At 73.6% G+C, this 19155-nt stretch carries 19 protein-coding genes and 1 other RNA gene; 13 read left to right on the top strand and 7 right to left on the bottom strand.

The window, feature by feature from the left end; translation table 11 throughout:
• The gene (locus G5V58_RS08755; RefSeq protein ID WP_165231172.1) at window positions 1–174 is read right to left on the bottom strand and encodes an SPOR domain-containing protein; all 174 of its coding nucleotides are present in this window, start codon (window positions 172–174) and stop codon (window positions 1–3) included.
• Between the two features lie 43 nt (window positions 175–217).
• On the opposite strand from G5V58_RS08755, the gene G5V58_RS08750 reads away from it, so the two are divergent.
• From G5V58_RS08750 to G5V58_RS08740, 3 genes are read left to right on the top strand one after another with little or no spacing between them, the layout of a single operon-like run.
• The gene (locus G5V58_RS08750) at window positions 218–1852 is read left to right on the top strand and encodes a circularly permuted type 2 ATP-grasp protein (RefSeq protein ID WP_230487197.1); all 1635 of its coding nucleotides are present in this window, start codon (window positions 218–220) and stop codon (window positions 1850–1852) included.
• Complete coding sequence (locus G5V58_RS08745) at window positions 1846–2769, top strand: alpha-E domain-containing protein (protein WP_165231169.1); 924 nt, start codon at window positions 1846–1848, stop codon at window positions 2767–2769. Before G5V58_RS08750 ends, G5V58_RS08745 begins: the two co-directional genes overlap by 7 nt.
• Window positions 2766–3611: a transglutaminase family protein gene (locus tag G5V58_RS08740; protein WP_165231166.1), complete on the top strand. Its 846-nt coding sequence runs from the start codon at window positions 2766–2768 to the stop codon at window positions 3609–3611. Before G5V58_RS08745 ends, G5V58_RS08740 begins: the two co-directional genes overlap by 4 nt.
• Window positions 3612–3661: 50 nt before the next feature.
• Here G5V58_RS08740 and G5V58_RS08735 read toward each other — a convergent pair whose 3' ends face one another.
• The 3 genes from G5V58_RS08735 to G5V58_RS08725 form a co-directional block, all read right to left on the bottom strand.
• Complete coding sequence (locus G5V58_RS08735; RefSeq protein ID WP_230487196.1) at window positions 3662–3976, bottom strand: transcriptional regulator; 315 nt, start codon at window positions 3974–3976, stop codon at window positions 3662–3664.
• Complete coding sequence (locus G5V58_RS08730) at window positions 3973–4425, bottom strand: hypothetical protein (protein ID WP_165231163.1); 453 nt, start codon at window positions 4423–4425, stop codon at window positions 3973–3975. The genes G5V58_RS08735 and G5V58_RS08730 overlap by 4 nt, the downstream gene beginning before the upstream one ends.
• 68 nt (window positions 4426–4493) lie before the next feature.
• Window positions 4494–5543, bottom strand: coding sequence for a flavin reductase (locus G5V58_RS08725; protein ID WP_165231160.1), 1050 nt, complete (start codon window positions 5541–5543; stop codon window positions 4494–4496).
• 256 nt (window positions 5544–5799) lie between these two features.
• Here G5V58_RS08725 and G5V58_RS08720 point away from each other — a divergent pair, with 256 nt between their 5' ends.
• The 8 genes from G5V58_RS08720 (at window position 5800) to rnpB (ending at window position 14771) form a co-directional block, all read left to right on the top strand.
• Window positions 5800–6969, top strand: coding sequence for an LLM class flavin-dependent oxidoreductase (locus G5V58_RS08720; protein ID WP_165231157.1), 1170 nt, complete (start codon window positions 5800–5802; stop codon window positions 6967–6969).
• A 112-nt stretch (window positions 6970–7081) separates the two neighbouring features.
• Window positions 7082–8278, top strand: a complete 1197-nt coding sequence (locus G5V58_RS08715) for an ABC transporter substrate-binding protein (protein WP_165231154.1) — start codon at window positions 7082–7084, stop codon at window positions 8276–8278.
• Window positions 8279–8280: 2 nt separating this feature from the next.
• Window positions 8281–9027: an ABC transporter ATP-binding protein gene (locus G5V58_RS08710; RefSeq protein WP_165231151.1), complete on the top strand. Its 747-nt coding sequence runs from the start codon at window positions 8281–8283 to the stop codon at window positions 9025–9027.
• A gap of 8 nt (window positions 9028–9035) precedes the next feature.
• Window positions 9036–11753 carry an ABC transporter permease subunit gene (locus G5V58_RS08705; RefSeq protein WP_230487195.1) on the top strand — a complete coding sequence of 906 codons (2718 nt, stop codon included), beginning with the start codon at window positions 9036–9038 and terminating at the stop codon, window positions 11751–11753.
• Window positions 11750–12955, top strand: a complete 1206-nt coding sequence (locus G5V58_RS08700; protein ID WP_165231148.1) for an acyl-CoA dehydrogenase family protein — start codon at window positions 11750–11752, stop codon at window positions 12953–12955. The genes G5V58_RS08705 and G5V58_RS08700 overlap by 4 nt, the downstream gene beginning before the upstream one ends.
• 27 nt (window positions 12956–12982) lie before the next feature.
• Entirely contained in the window at window positions 12983–14092 is a 1110-nt protein-coding gene (locus G5V58_RS08695) for an acyl-CoA dehydrogenase family protein (protein ID WP_165231145.1), read from the top strand.
• Window positions 14089–14361, top strand: a complete 273-nt coding sequence (locus G5V58_RS08690; RefSeq protein ID WP_165231142.1) for a hypothetical protein — start codon at window positions 14089–14091, stop codon at window positions 14359–14361. The genes G5V58_RS08695 and G5V58_RS08690 overlap by 4 nt, the downstream gene beginning before the upstream one ends.
• A gap of 14 nt (window positions 14362–14375) precedes the next feature.
• An RNA gene (rnpB, locus tag G5V58_RS08685) (RNase P RNA component class A) lies at window positions 14376–14771 on the top strand.
• A 76-nt stretch (window positions 14772–14847) separates the two neighbouring features.
• Here the strand turns inward: rnpB and G5V58_RS08680 are convergent.
• Window positions 14848–15807, bottom strand: a complete 960-nt coding sequence (locus G5V58_RS08680) for a CARDB domain-containing protein (RefSeq protein WP_165231139.1) — start codon at window positions 15805–15807, stop codon at window positions 14848–14850.
• 418 nt (window positions 15808–16225) lie between these two features.
• Here G5V58_RS08680 and G5V58_RS08675 point away from each other — a divergent pair, with 418 nt between their 5' ends.
• Window positions 16226–17119, top strand: coding sequence for a DICT sensory domain-containing protein (locus tag G5V58_RS08675; protein ID WP_165231136.1), 894 nt, complete (start codon window positions 16226–16228; stop codon window positions 17117–17119).
• Window positions 17120–17169: 50 nt separating this feature from the next.
• Window positions 17170–17439, top strand: a complete 270-nt coding sequence (locus tag G5V58_RS08670) for a GlsB/YeaQ/YmgE family stress response membrane protein (protein ID WP_230487194.1) — start codon at window positions 17170–17172, stop codon at window positions 17437–17439.
• Between the two features lie 148 nt (window positions 17440–17587).
• Here the strand turns inward: G5V58_RS08670 and G5V58_RS08665 are convergent, their stop codons facing one another.
• On the bottom strand, window positions 17588–18013 hold the full coding sequence (locus tag G5V58_RS08665) for a hypothetical protein (RefSeq protein WP_165231133.1): 426 nt from the start codon (window positions 18011–18013) through the stop codon (window positions 17588–17590).
• Window positions 18010–19125 (bottom strand): molybdopterin-dependent oxidoreductase, encoded by a 1116-nt coding sequence (locus tag G5V58_RS08660; RefSeq protein ID WP_230487193.1) that lies wholly within the window; start codon window positions 19123–19125, stop codon window positions 18010–18012. The genes G5V58_RS08665 and G5V58_RS08660 overlap by 4 nt, the downstream gene beginning before the upstream one ends.
• Window positions 19126–19155 lie beyond the last annotated feature (30 nt).

Here is a 19155-nt window from a genome sequence, read left to right as displayed (position 1 = left end):
CTACTTCTTGTCGTTCCAGTTGGGGTCGTTGTCCCAGGCCTCGTTGCGCTCCTTGACCTTCTCCAGCGCGCGCTCGGCGTCGGCCTCGGTCTCGTAGGGACCCAGGCGGTCCTTGTAGGCGCAGCCGTCCTGGCCTTCGACCGCGTGGTGGTTGAGGCAGTACCAGTAGGACATGGCACCGAAACATAGCCGTCAACGACGTCACTAGGTTGGGTACATGGTGGCCATGTTCGACGGGTACGTCTCGTCGGGCCCCGCCTACGACGAGATGTTCGACGGGGACCGGCTCCGGCCGCCGTACGCGCGGCTGCGCACCAGCCTGGACACGATGACCACGCCCGAGCTGGTCAGCCGGGTGGAGGCGCTGCAGAAGGGCTACCTCGACCAGGGCGTCACCTTCGACATCGGCGGCGAGGAGCGGGCCTTCCCGCTCGACATCCTGCCGCGCGTCATCGAGATGGACACCTGGACGACCATCGAGAAGGGCGTCCAGCAGCGGGTCCGCGCCCTCGAGCTCTTCCTGGCCGACGTCTACGACGCGGGGCAGGTCTTCGACGACGGCGTCATCCCGCGCGGGGTCATCACCACCTCCTCGCACTACCACCGCGCGGCCGCCCACGTCCGCCCTCCCAACGGCGTGCGCGTGCACGTGAGCGGGATCGACCTGATCCGCGACAACGCCGGCGAGTTCCGCGTCCTCGAGGACAACGTGCGGGTGCCCTCGGGCGTGTCCTACGTGATGACCAACCGGCGCGCGATCTCCGCGGCACTGCCCGAGACCATCGCCGAGCACCGGATCCGCCCGGTCGCGGGCTACCCGCAGCGGCTGCTCCAGGCCCTGCGCGCGGCCGCCCCCGCCGGCGTCACCGACCCCACCGTGGTGGTGCTGACGCCCGGGGTGTTCAACGGCGCCTACTTCGAGCACGCCCTGCTGGCCCGGACCATGGGCGTCGAGCTGGTCGAGGGCCGCGACCTGGTCTGCCGTCGCGGCCGGCTGATGATGCGGACCACCAAGGGCCTGGAGCCGGTGCACGTGGTCTACCGGCGCATCGACGACGAGTTCCTCGACCCGGTGCACTTCCGCGCGGACTCCGTGCTCGGCGTACCGGGCCTCATCGACGCCGCCCGCGCCGGCAACGTGACGCTGGCCAACGCGGTCGGCAACGGCGTGGCCGACGACAAGCTGGTCTACACCTACATGCCCGACATCATCCGCTACTACCTCGACGAGGAGCCGGTGCTGCGCAACGTCGACACCTGGCGCATGGGCGACGCCGAGGCGCGCGCGGAGGTCCTCGACCGGCTCGACGAGCTGGTGCTCAAGCCCGTCGACGGCTCGGGCGGCAAGGGCATCGTCATCGGCCCGCACGCGACCCGCGCCGAGCTCGACGGGCTGCGCACCAAGGTGCTGGCCGACCCGCGCGCGTGGATCGCGCAGCCGGTGGTGCAGCTGTCCACGGTGCCGACGTTCGTGGACGGCTCGCTCGGGCCCCGCCACGTCGACCTGCGCCCGTTCGCCGTCAACGACGGCTCGCGGGTCTGGGTGCTGCCCGGCGGCCTGACCCGGGTGGCGCTGGCCGAGGGCGAGCTGATCGTGAACTCCTCGCGCGGCGGCGGCTCCAAGGACACCTGGGTGCTGGCCGGGCCGACCCAGGTCGAGCTGCAGGAGGCGGCCGAGGAGCCGGTGACCGAGCCGGTCGCCGCGGCGGCCGAGGTGCCCGAGGTGCCCGAGTCGCCGGTGGCACCGGTGGCCCCGCCGGTCCACCACGCCCCGGAGATGCCCGTCGGCCCGGTGCTCGCCGACCTGCACGCCCAGGCCGAGCAGCAGCAGCAAGGGGGTGGCCCGTGCTGAGCCGGATCGCGGAGTCGATGTTCTGGATCGGCCGGTACGTCGAGCGCGCGGAGGACACCGCCCGCATCCTCGACGTGCAGACCCAGCTGGTCCTCGAGGACGCCACCGTCGACGAGGACGCCACCTGCCGCTCGCTGCTGTCGATCATGGGCGTCGAGCACGTCGAGGGCCGCGCCGACCTCCCGCTGGTGCTCGACGCGCTCTGCTACGACCCGGCCTCGTCCATCTCGATCGCCTCCGCGCTCGCCGCCGCCCGCGAGGGCGCGCGCCGGGCCCGCGAGACGCTGTCGGTGCCGATGTGGGAGGCCCTCAACACGACGTACCGCGCCATCCCGAGCGGGCAGTTCCAGGCCATGCGCGCGCCGGCGATCTTCCAGTGGGTGCGCGAGCGGGCGGCGCTGGTCAACGGCACCGCCGACGCCACCACCGTGCGCGACGAGGGCTGGCACTTCCTGATGCTGGGCCGCTGCGTGGAGCGCGCCGACATGACCTCGCGGCTGGTGGCCAGCGCCGCGCTGGCCGGCGCCGGCCAGCCGTGGACGCCGACGCTGCGCGCGTCGGGCGCCTACGAGGCGTTCCTCCGCGCGTACCGCGGCATGGAGACCGAGCGCGCGTCGGCGGAGTTCCTGCTGCTCGACCGGCTGTTCCCGCGCTCAGTGGTCTTCGCGCTCAACCGGGCCGAGCAGTGCCTGGAGAACGTCGAGTCCTCCCAGCGCGCCGGCTTCCAGAACGACGCCCAGCGTCTCCTCGGGCGGATGCGCGCCGAGCTGGAGTACCGCTCGCTCTCGGACCTCATGGACGACCTCCCGCACCAGATGGAGCGGGTGCAGACGACGTGCGCGCTGGCCACCGAGGCAGTCACCCGGCGCTACTTCGCCGGCTCCGAGGCGCTCGCGTGGCAGGGGGTCCAGGGATGAGCATGCAGCTGCGGGTCGTGCACCGCACCACCTACACCTACGACGGCAAGGCGGTCGCGTCGTACAACCAGGCCCGGCTGACCCCGGTCACCACGCCCGACCAGATCGTGGTGCACAGCCGCCTGGAGATCTCCCCGAAGCCGTGGACCTTCGAGTACCGCGACTACTTCGGCACCCAGGTCACGGCGTTCGAGGTCGTCGACCCCCACGAATCGATGACCGTCACCGCCACGTCGACCGTGCACGTCAACCGCCCGCCCGTGCCCCAGCCCGCGACCACCTGGCCCGAGCTGACCCGACGCGAGGTCGCCGACCGGTGGACGGAGTACCTCATGCTCCCCACCGCGGTCGCCCCACCCGAGGACTTCGCCGTCCGCTGCCGCGAGGTCGCCTCCGCCGCCGCCCTCCCCGGCCACGCCGCCCGCCGCCTGTGCGCACTGGTGGCCGAGGAGGTCCGCTACGTCCCGGGCGCCACCGACGTGCTCACGCCCGCCGCCGCCACCTGGGAGCAGCGCGCCGGCGTCTGCCAGGACATGGCCCACCTGGTCATCGGCGGCCTGCGCTCCCTCGGCATCCCCGCCCGCTACGTCTCCGGCTACTTCCACCCCTACCCCTCCCCCGCCGTCGGCGAGCCCACCGAGGGCGCCTCGCACGCCTGGGTCGAGTGGTGGGACAACGGCTGGCACCCCTTCGACCTGACCAGCTCGGTCCAGCCCGACGACCGCTACGTCGTCGTCGCCACCGGCCGCGACTACGACGACGTCAAGCCGCTCAGCGGCATCTACTCCGGTGCCGGCACCAGCGCCATGGAGGTCTCGGTCGAGCTGACCCGGCTGGCCTAGGGCCTGTTGATCACGTCAGGCTGGCGCCGCGCTGAGTCGACCAACACGCCCTAGCCGTCGTCCAGGAGCGCATGCAGGACCTCCCGGTGCCTCCGGTACGCCGAGCGCCCGGGGCCGGTGATCTTGAACCGCGTCGTCGCACCCCGGCCCCGGCCGGACTTGGCCACCGCCACGTAGCCCGCGCCCTGGAGCGCCGTCATCTGCTTGGACAGGTCGGAGTCGCTGACCCCGAGGTGCTCGCGCAGGAACGCGAAGTCCGCGGACCCCGCGCGGCTCAGCACCCCCATCACCGCAAGCCGCTTGGGCGCGGTCAGCAGCGGGTCGAGCTCGGCCCAGGACGCCTGCCCCGTCCCCGTCGCGCTCACCCGAGCCGCGCCCGCGTGGCCGCGGCCGCCGCGGCGTACGCGCGCTCGTACCACCAGACCAGCGGCGTGGTCAGGACCAGCACCGCGACGGCGGCGGTGACCGGCTGGCCCACCAGGCACAGCACGAGGGCCAGCCCGGCCACCACGGCGAGGCCGACCACGAACAGCAGCAGCACCGGCCGCAGCTCGCGTGGCGCCCAGCCCGTGGGCATGGTGCCGCGGTAGCGGCGGTACCACGCGAGGAACCCGAGCTCGGCGCCGACCAGCACCACCAGGGCCAGCGAGCGGGCCACGCCGTCCAGCAGCCCCAGGGCCAGCGTCAGCGCCCCGGCCCAGAGGCCGACCGCGGGCGGGTACCACGCCGGCGTCGTCGGCAGCTCCACCCACGGCGCCGCCTCCGCCCGCTCGGCGGCTCGGAGCAGCTCCTCCGCCGTCGCTTCACTTTCCATGGTGGAAAGCGTACGCATCGCTTTCCGTTGTGGCAAGTGGTCCGCTCGACGGCCGCGTCAGGACCGCGTCAGGACCGCGCCAGCGAGCGGCCGCGCACCAGCCGGGTCGCCTCGTCGCCGTACGCACGGAGCATGCGCACCACCTCGCGCACGGCCTCGGGCTCCTGGCGGAAGCCGTCCGCGGTGATCGCCAGGACGACGTCACCATCGGCGTCGAGGACCGGGACGGTCACCGTCTCGACCGCGCGGAGAGCGTCGTCGTCCAGCGTCGGCGGCTCGACGGGTCCGAGGGCGCAGCCGCGCTCCCGCACCAGGGCCAGGCGGTCGGCCGCGTCGGGGTGGTGGTGCCTGGCACTGCGGTCGTCGACTCCTGGCCCCCAGGCGTCGAAGACCGCAGCACCGTGCGGTTGGGAGAGGGCCTCCGGCCCGACCAGTGCGGTGGGCTCGGTGGCGCCCTCGGGCGCGGGCGGCTCGAGCCGGCCCAGGACCACGACCCGGTCACCGCTGCGCGTGGTCACCAGGCACCGCAGCCCGCTGTCGGGCAGTCGGCGCAGCACGGGGCGGACCAGGTCCAGGCAGCGCAGCTGCCGGGTGAGCACGCCCTCCGCGTCGGAGGCGGTGAAGCTGAGCGGGCTGAAGCTGCCGTAGCCGCCACGGAAGAACAGCAGCGGCAGCTTGCTGCTCTCGATCCCCAGCGCGGTGACGTCGCCGAGGACGACGAAGTGGTCACCGGCCGCCTGCACCGACGCCGGGGTGCAGTCGATCCAGGCCACGACGCCGTCCAGCAGCGGGGCGCCGGCCGGCGAGGAGCGCGCCCCCACCCCGTCGAAGCGGCTGGCCGCCGGCGCCGTGGCGAAGCGGCGCGCCACCGGTTCCTGGTCGGCTGCGAGCACGTTGACGCAGAAGGCCGACGCGCCGCTCAGCTCCGGCCAGGTCTGCGAGCCGGCGCTGGGGAAGAAGGCGACCATGGGCGGGTCGAGCGAGACCGACGTGAACGAGCCCACGACCATCCCGCTGCGCGCCCCGGCGGGCGTCACCGCGGTCACCACGCAGACACCGGTCGGGTACTGGCCCAGGACCTGGCGGAACCAGTGCCGGTCGAAGGGCGAGCCCCCCATATCTGAGTACCTCTCAGACACGTTGTCGATCCCTCCTCGGCCGAACTGGACGCACCTGCGGTCGCGAGCGGCGACCGGATGGTCGCGGCACTGCAGGACTCCGGCACTCGGTGCGCCGCGTCGGTCCGGTCATCCTGCCTGCCGACACGAGGGGTTGCCAAGTGTCGGTTTCTGAGTAGATTCAGGTCTCGCTGAGAGCGCCGTCACACCCGCGCCGCAGCGCTGCCACCGCACGCGACCGACGAGGAGACCCGGCATGGCCCGCCCGGACCGCATGGACTTCGGCATCTTCATCGCGCCGTTCCACTCCAACGACGACAACCCCACGCTCACCCTGCGCCACGACCTGGAGCTCATCGAGCTGGCCGACCGGCTCGGCTTCGACGAGGCCTGGGTCGGCGAGCACCACTCGACCGGGGTGGAGCGCATCGCCGACCCCTTCATGGTGCTGTCGGCCGCGGCGGTCACGACCGCACGGATCCGGCTCGGCACCGGCGTGGTGAGCCTGCCGTACCACCACCCGCTCATGGTGGCCGACCGCACGGTGCTGCTCGACCACCTGAGCCGCGGTCGGGCCATGCTCGGCGTCGGGCCGGGCGCGCTCATCTCCGACGCCGACATGATGGGCATCGAGCCGGTGACCCAGCGCAGCCGGATGAACGAGGCGCTCGACGCCATCATCCCGCTGCTGCGCGGCGAGACCGTCTCGGCGAAGACCGACTGGTTCGAGCTGCGCGAGGCCCAGCTGGCCTTCCTGCCCCTCAACCCCGACGGCGTGCCGGTCGCGGTGGCCAGCACCACCTCCCCCTCGGGCGTGACGACGGCCGGGCGGCACGGCGTCGGCGTCCTCTCCCTCAGCGCCGGCTTCATCGGCGGCAAGAAGGACATGAAGGAGCAGTGGTCGATCGCCGAGAAGGCCGCGGCTGACGCCGGCACCGAGATCAGCCGCGACGAGTGGCGGATGGTGCTCCGCGTCCACCTCAGCAAGGACCGCGACCAGGCCATCCGCGACGTCGAGGCGGCCCGCGAGCGCGAGCGGCAGGTCTACTTCAAGCCGGTCCTGGGCCTCGAGAACGACTACACCCTGGCCGACGAGATCGCCGACGACAGCTCGATCATCGGCACCCCGGAGGACTGCATCGCCGCCATCGAGCGGATGGTCGAGCAGACCGGTGGCTTCGGCACCTTCCTGATCATGACCCACGACTGGGCCGACCGGCCCCAGACGCTGGCCAGCCTCGAGCTGTTCGCCCGCTACGTCATGCCTCACTTCCAGGGCACCCTCGCACCGGCGCAGCGCTCCGCTGCGACCGTCACCGCCAAGCGCCCGGGCTACAAGCCGCTGGCGCAGGCCGCCATCACCAAGGCGTTCTCCGACGCCGGCCGGGACCTCCCCGACGGCACCAACATCCAGAGCCTGCGCTGATCCGCACGGCCACTCGACGCTGCGACCTCTGCACCGACACCGCCCACCTCACTCCTCTCGGCTGACACCCCGGAAGGTCCTCATGAACACCACCTCTGCTCAGCGCGCCCTGATGACGATCGGAGCCCTCACCCTGGCCGTTGCTCTGGCGGGCTGCCGGGACGACCCGGGCGCCGACGCCGACGACGGGGGCGGGTCGGGCTCCAGCACCGCGCCGATCAAGATCATGCAGATCGGCACCTTCGAGAGCCCGTCGCTCTCGCTGACCGACGCCAAGGCCGGGCTCGACGCCCACGTGCAGGCGATCAACGCCGACGGCGGCATCGACGGCCGCAAGATCGAGGTCACCTTCTGCAACGACGCCTTCGACGCCAACACCGGCGCGGCCTGCGCCCGGCAGGCGGTCACCGACGGGGTCGTCGCGGTCGTGGGCGCGGCGAGCTCGCAGGCCCCCTCAGAGCTGCCGATCCTCGAGCAGGCCGGGATCCCGTGGCTGGCCGGCGCCGGCTCGGGCGGTCCGATCGAGGGCACCAGCGCGGTGTCCTACCCGATCCACGGCGGCACCCAGTCGATGCAGGTCGCGATGGGCCGGCTGCTCGCCGACAAGGGTGCGACCAACGTGGCCGTGATCGTGGCCGACGCGGCGGCGGCGTACGCCGCGGCCGACGACATCAAGCACGGGGCGGAGGCCGGCGGCGCCGACTCCTACCGCATCCTGGCCCCGCTCGGCGCGGCCGACTTCAGCGCCGTCGCCTCCTCGGCCCTGGCCAAGGACCCCGACGCCGTCGCGGTCGCCTCGACCGCCACCGACGCGCCGCGCATCATCCAGGCCGTCCGCCAGGCCGGCTTCGACGGCAACATCTCCACCCTGGCCAACATCTTCAAGCCGGCCGACCAGGAGGCCCTCGGCGACGCCGCGGACAACGTGTTCGTGACCTCGAGCCTGTCGCCGGTGACCAGCACCGACATCCCGCAGGTCCAGGAGTTCCTGGACGCGATGAAGAAGTACCACCCCGAGGCGGTCACCGACAACGGCTCCCTGGGCACCTGGACCGCCGTGACCTTCCTGGCCGGCATCGTGGACCAGATCGGCGACGGCGAGGTGAGCGCGAAGGCGATCACCGACAAGCTCGACGACCTCGACGGCCCCATCGAGTTGGGCACGGTGCCGGACTACGACGGCATCCCCGACCCGCCGCCGGTGGCCGACTACCCGCGGGTGCCGGGCTTCAGCGTCTACGTCTCGCAGGCCGAGGACGGCACCCTGGTCCAGGACGGCGACCCGATCGACCCGCTGGCCGAGTCCTGACCGTGGGACGCGCCACCGAGGGACCGGTCCTCGAGCTGCGCGGGCTCAGCGCTGGGTACGACGACCTGGCCGTGGTCCGCGGGATCGACGTCGCGGTCCACCCGGGCGAGATCGTCGCGCTGCTCGGCCCCAACGGCGCGGGCAAGTCCACCACGCTCCTCACCTGCGCCGGCGAGCTGCCACCGCTCGCCGGCGAGGTGAGGTGGCGCGGCGCGCCCGTCACCACGCCGCTGCACCAGCGGGCGCGCGACGGCATGGCGTTCGTGCCCGAGGAGCGCTCGGTGCTGATGTCGATGACCGTGCGCGACAACCTGCTGCTCGGGTCGGGCGGACTGGCCCCGGCCGTCGCGCTCTTCCCCGAGCTGGAGCCGCTCCTGCCGCAACGCGCCGGCCTGCTGTCCGGGGGGGAGCAGCAGATGCTCACGCTGGCCCGCGCGCTGGCCACCCGGCCCACGGCGCTGCTCCTCGACGAGCTGTCGCTGGGGCTCGCGCCCCTGGTGGTGGGCCGGCTGTTCGACGCCCTCCGCACCGCCGCCGACGAGCAGGGCGTCGCCGTCCTGCTCGTGGAGCAGCAGGCCCGCCGCGCGCTCGGGGTCGCGGACCGGTGGTACCTCATGCGCCAGGGGTCGATCGTCGCCGCAGGTGACTCCGCCGACGGCATCGAGACCGTGGAGTCGATGTACCTCACCGACGGGCGGCTCGACGTACCGGACGCCGGCGCACCCGTCCCGTCCCCCACCCCTCGATAGGGAGAGTCGTGGAAGTCCTCCACTTCGTGCTGCTCGGCCTCGGCATCGGCGCGATCTACAGCCTGGTGTCCCAGGGGCTCGTCCTGGTCTACCGCGGCTCGGGCATCGTCAACTTCGCCCAGGGCTCGTTCGTGATGGTCGGCGGCTACGCCTACTACGAGCTGAGGGTCGGGCTCGGCTGGGCGTCGGTCCCCGCGGTCGTCGGCTCGGTCGTCGTCGGCACGGTGCTCGGGGCACTCGTGCACCTGCTGATCCTGCGCCCGATGCGCCGCTCGTCGCCGATCGAGCGGGTCATCGCGACCCTCGGCGTCCTGCTCTCGCTGCAGTCGGCCGCCGTGCTGAAGTACGGCGTGAGCACGCTCAGCGTGCCCTCGGCGCTGCCGACCCGACCGGTGGAGCCCTTCGACGGCGCCACCATCGGGCTCGACCGGCTCATCATCCTCATCATCGGGGCGCTGATGACGCTCGGCCTCTACGTGCTGTTCCGCACCACGTCGTTCGGGCGGGTGGCCGGCGCCGTGGCGGAGAACCAGCGGGCGGCAGCCAGCCTGGGCCACTCCCCCGACCGGATCGCGACGACCAACTGGGCGCTGGCCGCCGGTCTGGCCGCCCTCGCCGGCGCGCTGCTCGCGCCGATCACCTACCTCCAGCCGACCCAGCTGACCCTGCTCGTCGTCCCCGCGCTGGCCGCGGCGCTGCTGGGCCGGTTCGTGTCCTTCCCCCTGGCCTTCGGTGGTGCACTGGCCATCGGTGTGGCGCAGTCGCTGATGACGCGCTACGTGACCGTCACCGGCTGGGCGGACAGCGTGCCGTTCATCCTCATCGTCGCCTACCTCGCCCTGCGCGGGACCTCGCTGCCGCTGCGCAGCCACGTCCTGGAGCGGCTGCCGTCGGTGGGCGACGGCCGGATCCGGGTGCTGCCCGCGGCCGCGGTGTTCCTCGTCTTCGCGCTGCTCATCGGCCTGGTCGTCGACCCGGTCTGGGCCCAGGCCCTCACCGTGACGATGGCCTTCGCCATCCTGACGCTGTCGGTCACCGTCGTCACCGGGTACGCCGGCCAGCTGTCGCTCGCGCAGTACGTCCTGGCCGGGGCGGGCGCGTTCGTCGCGGCCAACCTGGTGCACGCCTGGGGCTGGAGCTTCCTGGCCGCCCTCGGCGGGGCCATGGCGGTCTCGGCAGTCCTCGGCATGGTCGTGGCCCTCCCGGCGCTGCGCACCCGCGGGATCAACCTGGCGATCGCGACCCTGGGTCTCGGCATCGTGGTGTTCAGCCTGGTGCTCAGCAACTACGAGTACGGCGGTGGCGACACCGGCATCCTCATCGACCCGCCGTCGCTGTTCGGTTGGGAGTTCGGCGCGATCCTCTACCCCTACCGCTACGGGCTGGTCACCCTGGTCGCGCTCACGTTGGCGGCGATCGCGGTGGCCAACATGCGCCGCGGCAGCGCCGGGCGTCGGCTGCTCGCCGTGCGCTCCAACGAGCGGGCCGCGGCCGCGCTCGGCGTCGACGTCTTCGCGGCCAAGCTCTACGCCTTCGGCTTCGCCTCGGCGCTGGCCGCGCTGGCCGGGGTGCTGCTGTCCTTCCAGAGCGTCAACGTCATCCCCGCGCAGTTCGGCGTCATCACCTCCCTGCTCGCCATCGGCGTGGCCGTGGTCGGTGGCGTCGGCACCATCGGCGGCGCGCTGTTCGCCGCGACCCTGCTGCCCGGCGGGGTCGGCACCCAGCTGCTGCACGACGCCGACGGCCTGGAGCGCTACCTGCCGCTGGTCAGTGGTCTGTTCCTGCTCTACGTGCTGCGCAGCGGGCACGACGGCCTCTACGAGATGAACGTCGACCTGGCCCGCAAGCTGGGCCGACCGCTGCGTCGCCTGCTCGTCCGCAAGCCCTCGGCGGAGCCGGCGGCCGGCGTACCGGAGGCCGCGCGCCGCAAGCCCGAGCCGGTCGAGGGGGCGACGCTCGACGTGCGCGACCTGCGGGTCACCTTCGGCGGCGTCGTCGCCGTCGACGGGCTGTCGTTGCAGCTGCGCCCCGGCGAGGTGCACGGACTCATCGGCCCCAACGGTGCGGGCAAGACGACGGTCATCGACGCGCTCACCGGCTTCGTGCGGCCCGCCGCCGGCGCCATCGACCTGGACGGCCGCTCGATCCGCAGCTGGTCGGCGCGGCGCCGGGCCCGGGCGGGCGTGGCCCGCTCCTTCCAGTCCCTCGAGCTCTTCGCCGACCTCACCGTCCGCGAGAACCTCGCGGTGGCCTGCGACTCCGGGGCGCTGCTGCGCTACGTCACCGACGTGGTCCGCCCTGGGCGCATCACGCTCACCGGTCCCGCCTTGGCCGCGGTCGCCGAGTTCCGGCTCACCGACGTCCTCGACCGCCGCCCCGGCGACCTGGCCTTCGGCCAGCGGCGGCTGGTGGCCATCGCCCGCGCCGTGGCCGCCGGCCCCCGGGTGCTGCTGCTCGACGAGCCCGCGGCCGGGCTCAGCGACGAGGAGTCCCGCGAGCTCGCCGGGCTGATCCGCTCCCTGGCCCGCGACTGGGGCATGGGCGTCCTGCTCGTCGAGCACAACGTCGACCTCGTGCTCAGCGCCTGCGACGTCGTCACCGTCATGGAGTCCGGTCGCTGGCTGACGACCGGTGCCCCGGCCGAGGTCGGCACCGACCCGAAGGTGATCGAGGCCTACCTCGGCCCGGACGCCCACGACGCCGCCGGAGCGGGGGTGCCCGCGTGAGCGCGTCCGTGGCCGACTCACCCGTGACGCTGGCCGAGATCGCCGCCGAGGCGGAGGCCTTCTTCGCCGCGCGCGTGCCCCGGCGCACCGACGGCGTGGTCCACGGCTCGGGACCCGACGGCGTGATCGGCGTCGGCCACCACAGCGCCGAGTCGGAGGAGACCGAGCTGGCCCGGGCCCAGGCCTGGCAGCGCGAGCTGTGCGACGCCGGGCTGGCCTGGGTCGACGGGCCGGTCGAGTACGGCGGCCGCGGGCTCAGCGCCGAGCACGCGCACACCGTGGCCGAGGTGGCCGCGGGCTTCGAGGTGCCCATCACCTCGTGCTTCATGGTCAGCCACCAGATCGTCGGGCCGACGATCCTGTCCCACGGCACGCCCGAGCAGAAGCGCGCCCACCTGCCGGGGATCTGGCGCGGCGACACCGTGTGCTGCCAGCTCTTCTCCGAGCCCGAGGCCGGCTCGGACCTGGCCGGGTTGCGCACCACCGCACGTCGCGACGGCGACGTGTGGGTCGTCACCGGGCAGAAGCTCTGGTCGTCGTACGCCCACGTGAGCCGCCTCGGCGAGCTGATCGCACGCACCGGTGAGCCGGGCAGCCGGCACCGCGGCCTGACCGTGTTCCTCGTCGACATGGACTCGCCCGGCATCGAGGTGCGGCCGCTGAAGCAGATCACCGGCGGGGAGCACTTCAACGAGGTGTTCCTCGACGAGGTGCGGATCCCGGACTCCGCGCGCGTCGGCCCCGTCGACGGCGGCTGGGCGATCGCGATGACGACGGTGACCAACGAGCGCTCGGTGCTCGGTCGCGAGCACAACGGGATCATGCTCGACCCGGTCCGCCGGCTCTTCGCTCTGGCCGTCGACCGCGGCGCGGCCGACGACCCGGCGGTCCAGGAGCTCCTGGCCGAGTGCTGGGCGCGCGAGCAGCTGCTGCACGAGACCGCCTCCCGGTTGGCCGGGCAGCCGCGCGGGCCGTCCGTGGTGAAGCTCATGATGACCTCGGACATGGAGTTCTACTCCGAGGTCGCGGGCCGGCTGCTCGGCTACCGGATGGTGGCCGACACCGGCGCGTGGGGCACCTACGCGTGGAGCGAGCTGCTGCTCAACGCCCCCGCCCACCGGATCGCGGGCGGCAGCGACGAGATCCAGCGCAACATCCTGGCCGAGCGGGTGCTCGGCCTGCCGCGCGAGGCCCGGCCGTGAGCGCGGACGAGGGGGGAGCTCCACGCGTTGCGTGAGGTCACCCGGGCCCACCTGGCCACGCTGGCCCCGGCGACCACCGACGAGCGGGTGCTCGACCCGGCCGCTCCGCTCGACCGGGCCGCCTGGCGGTCCCTGGCCACCGGGCTGGGGCTCCCGGGGGTGCGGGTGCCCGAGGACCTCGGCGGTGCCGGGCTCGACCGGACAGCGGAGCTGGTGGTCCACGAGGAGCTCGGTCGGGCGCTCTACGACGGTCCGCTGCTCGGCACCCTCCAGGTCGCGGCCGCGCTGCTCGAGCTCACCGACGACCCCGTCAACCGCCAGCGCCTGCGGGCGATCGCCGGTGGCGAGCTGGTCGCCGTACCAGCCATGCCCGTCGAGGAGACCTTCCCGCTCCTCTACCCCGACGCCGAGCGCACCGGGGACCGCATCGTGCTGACCGGCTCGCTCCCCTGCGTCGTCGACGCCCAGGTGGCGGACGCGTTGCTGGTCCTGGCCGAGCACGAGGGGTTCCACGCCTACTTCTGGGTCCGCACCGACGATCCCGGCGTCCGCGTCCTCCCGCTGCCGACCCTGGACCTGACCCGGCGGATGGCCAGCGTGGTGCTCACCCGGGCGGTCGGTGAGCTCGTGGCCGAGCAGGACCGCGCTCGTGCGGCGGTGGCCGCCGTGCGCCAGGGCACCGCGCTCGCGCTCGCCGCCGAGTGCGTCGGCGTCGCGGACCGGTGCCTGGAGATGACCGTCGAGCACCTCAAGGTGCGGCGACAGTTCGGCCGCGAGATCGGCTCCTTCCAGGCGCTCAAGCACCGCTGCGCCGACCTGCTCGTGGAGCTGGAGACCGCGCGCTCCGCACTGGCCATCGCCGTGCGAGCGGTCGAGACCAACGACCTGAGGGGGCGCCGCCCCGAGTCCCTGGCCGGGCTGGCCGTGGCCCGGACCCGCTGCGGCCGGGCGGCGTTCCACATCGCCCGCGAGACCGTGCACCTGCACGGCGGGACGGGCTACACCTGGGAGCACCCGGCGCACCTCTACCTGCGCCGCGCCACCTCCGACCAGGCCCTCCTCGACTCGACCGGCCAGCAGGCCCGCCTGCTCGCGACCTCGGTCCTGGCCACCCTCCACGCGGAGGCGACCGCGTGATCGTCATCGACGGCACCGCGCTCGACGAGCCGTGGGAGTTCGGCCGGCTCTCGGTGCGCCTCACCGACCCCGTCGGCACCGTCGGCGACTGGGCGCGCCCGCTGCCCGACGACCACGTGGCCGTGGCGCCGGCGCTGCTCCTCGAGCTCGCGGGTCCGCTCGCCGCCGACCCCGAGTGGCGCGCCGGCCTCGACGCCATGCTCGCCTACGCCGGCCAGCACGGCTGGCTCGAGGACGACGGCTGGGTGCGCATCCACGTCGAGCGCTAGGCTGCCGCTGCGGATGGGCTGGCCGGGCGACCGCGTCGGCGTACCGAGAGGTGCGTCGCCGAGGAAGGTCCGGGCTCCACAGGGCGAGGTGGTGGGCAACACCCACCCGGGGTGACCCGCGGGACAGTGCCACAGAGAACAGACCGCCGCCCTCCTCCGGGGAGAGCGGTAAGGGTGAAACGGTGGTGCAAGAGACCACCAGCGGCCCGGGCGACCGGGCCGGCTAGGCAAACCCCACCTGGAGCAAGGTCAAGAAGTCCGGGCGAGAGCCCGGGCGCGTGTGCGTTCGAGGGCGGCCCGCCCGAGCACGCGGGTAGACCGCTGGAGGGGGTCGGCAACGGCTCCCGTAGATGGATGGTCGCCCCCCGGGAGACCGGGGACAGAACCCGGCCTACAGGCCAGCCCGTCCGCACCCCCCGGCAGGCTCTGCTCGCGCAGAGCCCGCCCGGGGTGCAGGGTCCTGCGTCCCGTCCCGTCCCGGCTCGGTCAGATCGGCAGGTACGCCGCGGTGCAGGTGAGGTCCGCGGTCGGGTTGGTGATCGTCACCGTGGCGTTGGTCGTGGTGCACGCGGCGTCACCGGACCAGCCGTTGAAGGCCAGGCCCCCGGACGTCGAGCTGGCGGTCAGCGTGACGGTCGCCGCGCCGGAGGGCACGGTGCAGCCGCCGGTGTTCGCCCCGTTCACGGCGCAGGAGCCGGCCGTCGTGGTGGCGGCGACGGCGCTGGCCGGTGCTCCCCCGGTGTTGTAGGTGACCGCCCTCGACGGGGCGAACGTCGCCGTGCAGGCCACGGTCGCGGTCGGGTTCGTGATCACCCGTCGCTTCTGGGTGTCCGTCGTCCCGGGGCAGCTCGCGCCGCTCCAGCCGGCGAAGGAGTTGCCCGCGGCCGCCACCGGGGTCAGCGTCACCGTCGCCGCGCCGCTCGGCACCGTGCAGGTGGCGCCGGAGCACACGCCGGCCGAGGTCGCCGCGGTGACGCTGCCCCCTGCCGTCGCGGCGCCGGTCACCGTCACCGTCGAGACGGTGAGGGCGGCCGAGGCACGACAGTTGTTGCCCTCCTTGCGCTCCTTCAGCTTGTCGGTGCTGTCGGCGCACGCGATCAGGTAGTAGGTGCCGACCGTCGGCGCCGGGACCTGCACCGTGGCGGTGAGCTCGGCCTTCTTGCGCGGCTTCACCTTCGGGGCCTTCACGGTGCCGACCACCGCGTCGTCCGACGAGGCCGTGGCGTCCCTGGAGACCGTGAGCGCGACCGTCGAGGAGCCGGCCTTCCTGGTCCCTGCGTTCTTGAGCTGCACCGACACCGAGAGGCTGGTGGTGCCGGTGACCTCCACCTGGGTGATCTTGAGGTCGGGCTTGGGCTTGGCCCGCTGGGCAGCGTCGGAGGCCAGGGCCGGCCCGCCCACGGCGAGGACGAGGACGACCGCAAGGGCGGTCAGAGGAGTGCGCATCCTCGGACCCTAGGTCCACCGGACCCGCAATCCGTCCACTGACGGCACGCCGCGCTGAGCCGGTTCTGACGGTGAGCCTCACCGGGAAGGGCCGACGCACGGGTGAAGCGGCTGGCCCCGCGGGGGACCGGAGCCAGCCGCCTCGTGATCACGATCGTGTGCCGCAGGACGGCGCCAGGTGGGCTGGACCAGCGCAGGCCACCCGACCGAGTGAGGAAGGGTCTCCTTTCGGGTGAGTGCGCCAGCTCGAGAGACACCCGCGTGGGTGAGGTTCGTCGACACTTCGCAGCGAACCTCGACACACGGGCCGTCGGCGGCGCAGAATCGCCCACGAGGGGTCGGGCGGACCCGCACCGCGCGTCGGGGGGAGCGGGTCCGCTCGCTCAAGGCGTACGGCAGACCGGGAGCACTGACGGCCGTGGCAGAACCACCCCGGCGCGAGCCGGACCACCTGCGCGACCCGCAGCCGCACGTGCTGTCCATCGGCGCGCTGGCCGCGGCCACGGGGATGTCGGTACCGGCGCTGCGGGCGTGGGAGGAGCGCTACGGCTTCCCGGCGCCCCACCGGACCCAGGAGGGCGGCGGGCACCGCCGCTACTCGGCCCGCGACATCACGACCATCCGGCGGGTGCTGGAGAGGCAGGCGGCTGGCACGGGCGTGCGCGAGGCGGTCGACGCGGCCCTGGCCGAGCGCGAGCGCGGGGTGCTGCTCTCGGTCCACGGCGAGGTCTCGGCCGCGCACCCAGGCCTGCCGCGGACCACGCTGGCCAAGCCCGCGGTCCTCGCCCTGTCCCGCGCGATCGAGGACGAGGTCGTGCTGAGCGGCGCCGGGGGCCACCTGTTCGGCGGCTTCCAGACCGTGCGGCACCACGCCGCGTCGCGAGCGCGGTGGCAGGAGCTCGCCGGCCTCGTGGCGTCGGCGCACGCCTTCGCGCAACCCGACCACAGCGACCACAGCGACCACAGCGGCTGGAGCGACGACGAGGTCGTCCTCGTCGACCTGCCGCCCGGCGTACCCCTCACGCGCGAGTGGCTCCTGGTCCACGACGGACCGGCGCTGGCCACCGCCCTGCTCGCTCGCGAGCGGCCGGACGACGGACCACGGACCTTCGAGGTCGTCTGGACCGTCGACCCGGCGGTGGTGCGCACCGCGGCACGCCGGTGCGCAGCGGCGGCGTCGGCGGCCGGCAGCGAGCGCGCGACCGCGCTGCTCGCCGGTGCGCTGTCCGACCCGCGGCGCACGCCGCCGAGCGGGCGGTGGGCCACCGAGCGCCTCCTGCAGGGCGTGGCGTCCCGCCTCGCACGTGGGTGACGTCACCCCCACCGAGGGCTCGGCGCGGCCGGACGGGATACCGGTGGGGTATGGCCATCATCGGATTCCTCATCTTCGGTCTCGTCGTCGGCTTCCTGGCGCGACTGCTCAAGCCCGGACGCCAGAACCTCGGACTGCTCGGGACGCTGCTCCTGGGCGTGCTCGGCTCGCTGATCGGCGGCATCGTCGCCTCCGCGCTCGGCACCGGCGACATCTTCGAGCTGAACATCCTGGGCGCGGTCGTGGCGATCATCGCCGCGGTGCTCCTGGTCGGCGTGGTGGAAGGCCTGATGGGCCGCAAGTCGCCCGCCCACCACTGATCGACTTCACCCCCAGGGGCCCTTCTGGCAACCCGAACGGGTGAAGAACTCCACGCCTGCGGGATGAGAGCGATCTTGCGGCCTAGCGTCGGCGCCGGTCGCAGGTTCAACCCCCGGAACCTGGGGGCCACGCACGCCCCGCCGGACCTCAGGTCCAGCGGGGCGTCGCTCGTCCGGGGGTGCGGCGGCGCCGCTCCCCCGCCGCCACGACCGCGAGCAGGACCAGCGCGGCCAGCACGAGCCAGCCGACCCAGTAGTGCCGGTCGAGCAGCGCGGGGTTGTGCACCTGGCGCCCGAACGCCCCGAGCACGGGTACGGCGAGCAGGGTCAGGCTGCCGAGCACGAGCAGGCCGATGGCCGCGGGCGCGCGGTACGCCGCGGGCAGCAGCCGCCCGCCGACGAACAGCACCAGCAGCACGAGGGGCGCGAGCACGCCGTCGTGCAGCACGACGCCGCCGACCAGCCAGGTGCCGGCGCTGACGAGCTGGTCGCGGTCCTGGGTGGTGAGCAGCAGCCAGGCGCCGTACAGCCCGACGACGCCGCCGAGGCCGCCGAGGAGCAGCCGGGCCCTCACGCGAGCACCTCGATCCGGGTGACCCACTTGGTCTGCAGCACGCCGGGCCGGTTGGGGGCGATGAGCCGCGCCGGGTAGCCGTGGTCCAGGGCCAGCGCCTCGCCGTTCAGCAGCAGCGCGAGCGTGGTGCGGTCGTCGTCGGCGAAGTTGCCCGGCAGGGTGGAGCGGCGGAACGCCCCGCTCTCCTGCAGCGAGGTCAGGTGCACGTCACTGCCCGCCGGGCGGTCCACGAGGTCCAGCAGGGTCCGCAGCCGCACGCCGGTCCAGGTGCCGCTGGCCGACCAGCCCTCGACGCAGGCGATGGGCAGCTCCTGGGTCTGCTGGTCCAGGGCCAGCAGCTCGTCGCGCGACAGGGTGACGGTGCGGTCGCCGCGCACCAGCTCCAGGCGGTACGCCGCGGAGGTGGCGGCCGCGCCCACGCGGGCGGCGTACGCCGACTTGGTCACCGGCAGGTCCTGCGGGCCGTCGCCGGAGTGCGGGGCCAGGACCGAGACCTTGCGCAGGAACGGCACGGTGTTGCCGGCCACGGCCAGGGCGGCGAGCCCGGCGGCCAGCCAGCTGGCCCGCACCAGGCCGCGCCGCGACAGCGCGCTGGGGCGGGTGGCGTTGCCGGAGTCGAGGGCGGGGTCCTCGACGTCGGTGCCCAGGGCCTCGCGGATCACGGCCAGCTTCACCGCGACGTGCACGACCAGCGAGCCGATCGCGATCCAGGCCAGGGCGTAGTGGGTGGGCCGGAAGGAGAAGTCCCAGGGGTACCACTCGGTGATGTTGGCCAGCCCGGAGGCGAGCAGGAACAGCGCCGAGGCCACCAGCGTGAGGATGGACAGCCGCTCCAGGCCGTCGAGGGCCGCCTTGCGCAGCTCGCGCGGCGGGCGCCGGAACAGCTGCGGGTAGACCGTCCAGAGCTTGACGAGCAGCAGCGGGACGCTCGCCGTACCGGTCACCACGTGCAGCCCCTGGGTGACCCGGTAGCCCCACGACGGACTGGTGGGGAACGGCACGGGCTGGCTCGGGCTCTGCGCGTAGTGGCTGATGAGTCCGGTGGTGAAGCAGATCCCGAAACACACGGCCAGGACCAGCCCGACCCGGGCCGCGACCGCGGCGCTGTGCAATCGTGAGGTGAAGGACTCGTCACTCGGTAG

It is taken from the genome of Nocardioides anomalus, assembly GCF_011046535.1.
Taxonomy (GTDB): Bacteria; Actinomycetota; Actinomycetes; order Propionibacteriales; family Nocardioidaceae; genus Nocardioides; species Nocardioides anomalus.
Note: the sequence above shows the minus strand (reverse complement) of the source record. Positions and strands in the feature narration are given on the sequence as shown.

Excerpts from the sequence above, each read along its gene's own strand:
- G5V58_RS08725 (WP_165231160.1), bottom strand. The coding sequence starts at position 5,543 with ATGGGGGGCTCGCCCTTCGACCGGCACTGGTTCCGCCAGGTCCTGGGC.
- G5V58_RS08670 (WP_230487194.1), top strand. The coding sequence starts at position 17,170 with ATGGCCATCATCGGATTCCTCATCTTCGGTCTCGTCGTCGGCTTCCTG.
- G5V58_RS08755 (WP_165231172.1), bottom strand. The coding sequence starts at position 174 with ATGTCCTACTGGTACTGCCTCAACCACCACGCGGTCGAAGGCCAGGAC.
- G5V58_RS08715 (WP_165231154.1), top strand. The coding sequence starts at position 7,082 with ATGACGATCGGAGCCCTCACCCTGGCCGTTGCTCTGGCGGGCTGCCGG.
- G5V58_RS08720 (WP_165231157.1), top strand. The coding sequence starts at position 5,800 with ATGGCCCGCCCGGACCGCATGGACTTCGGCATCTTCATCGCGCCGTTC.
- G5V58_RS08750 (WP_230487197.1), top strand. The coding sequence starts at position 218 with ATGGTGGCCATGTTCGACGGGTACGTCTCGTCGGGCCCCGCCTACGAC.
- G5V58_RS08680 (WP_165231139.1), bottom strand. The coding sequence starts at position 15,807 with ATGCGCACTCCTCTGACCGCCCTTGCGGTCGTCCTCGTCCTCGCCGTG.
- G5V58_RS08730 (WP_165231163.1), bottom strand. The coding sequence starts at position 4,425 with ATGGAAAGTGAAGCGACGGCGGAGGAGCTGCTCCGAGCCGCCGAGCGG.
- G5V58_RS08740 (WP_165231166.1), top strand. The coding sequence starts at position 2,766 with ATGAGCATGCAGCTGCGGGTCGTGCACCGCACCACCTACACCTACGAC.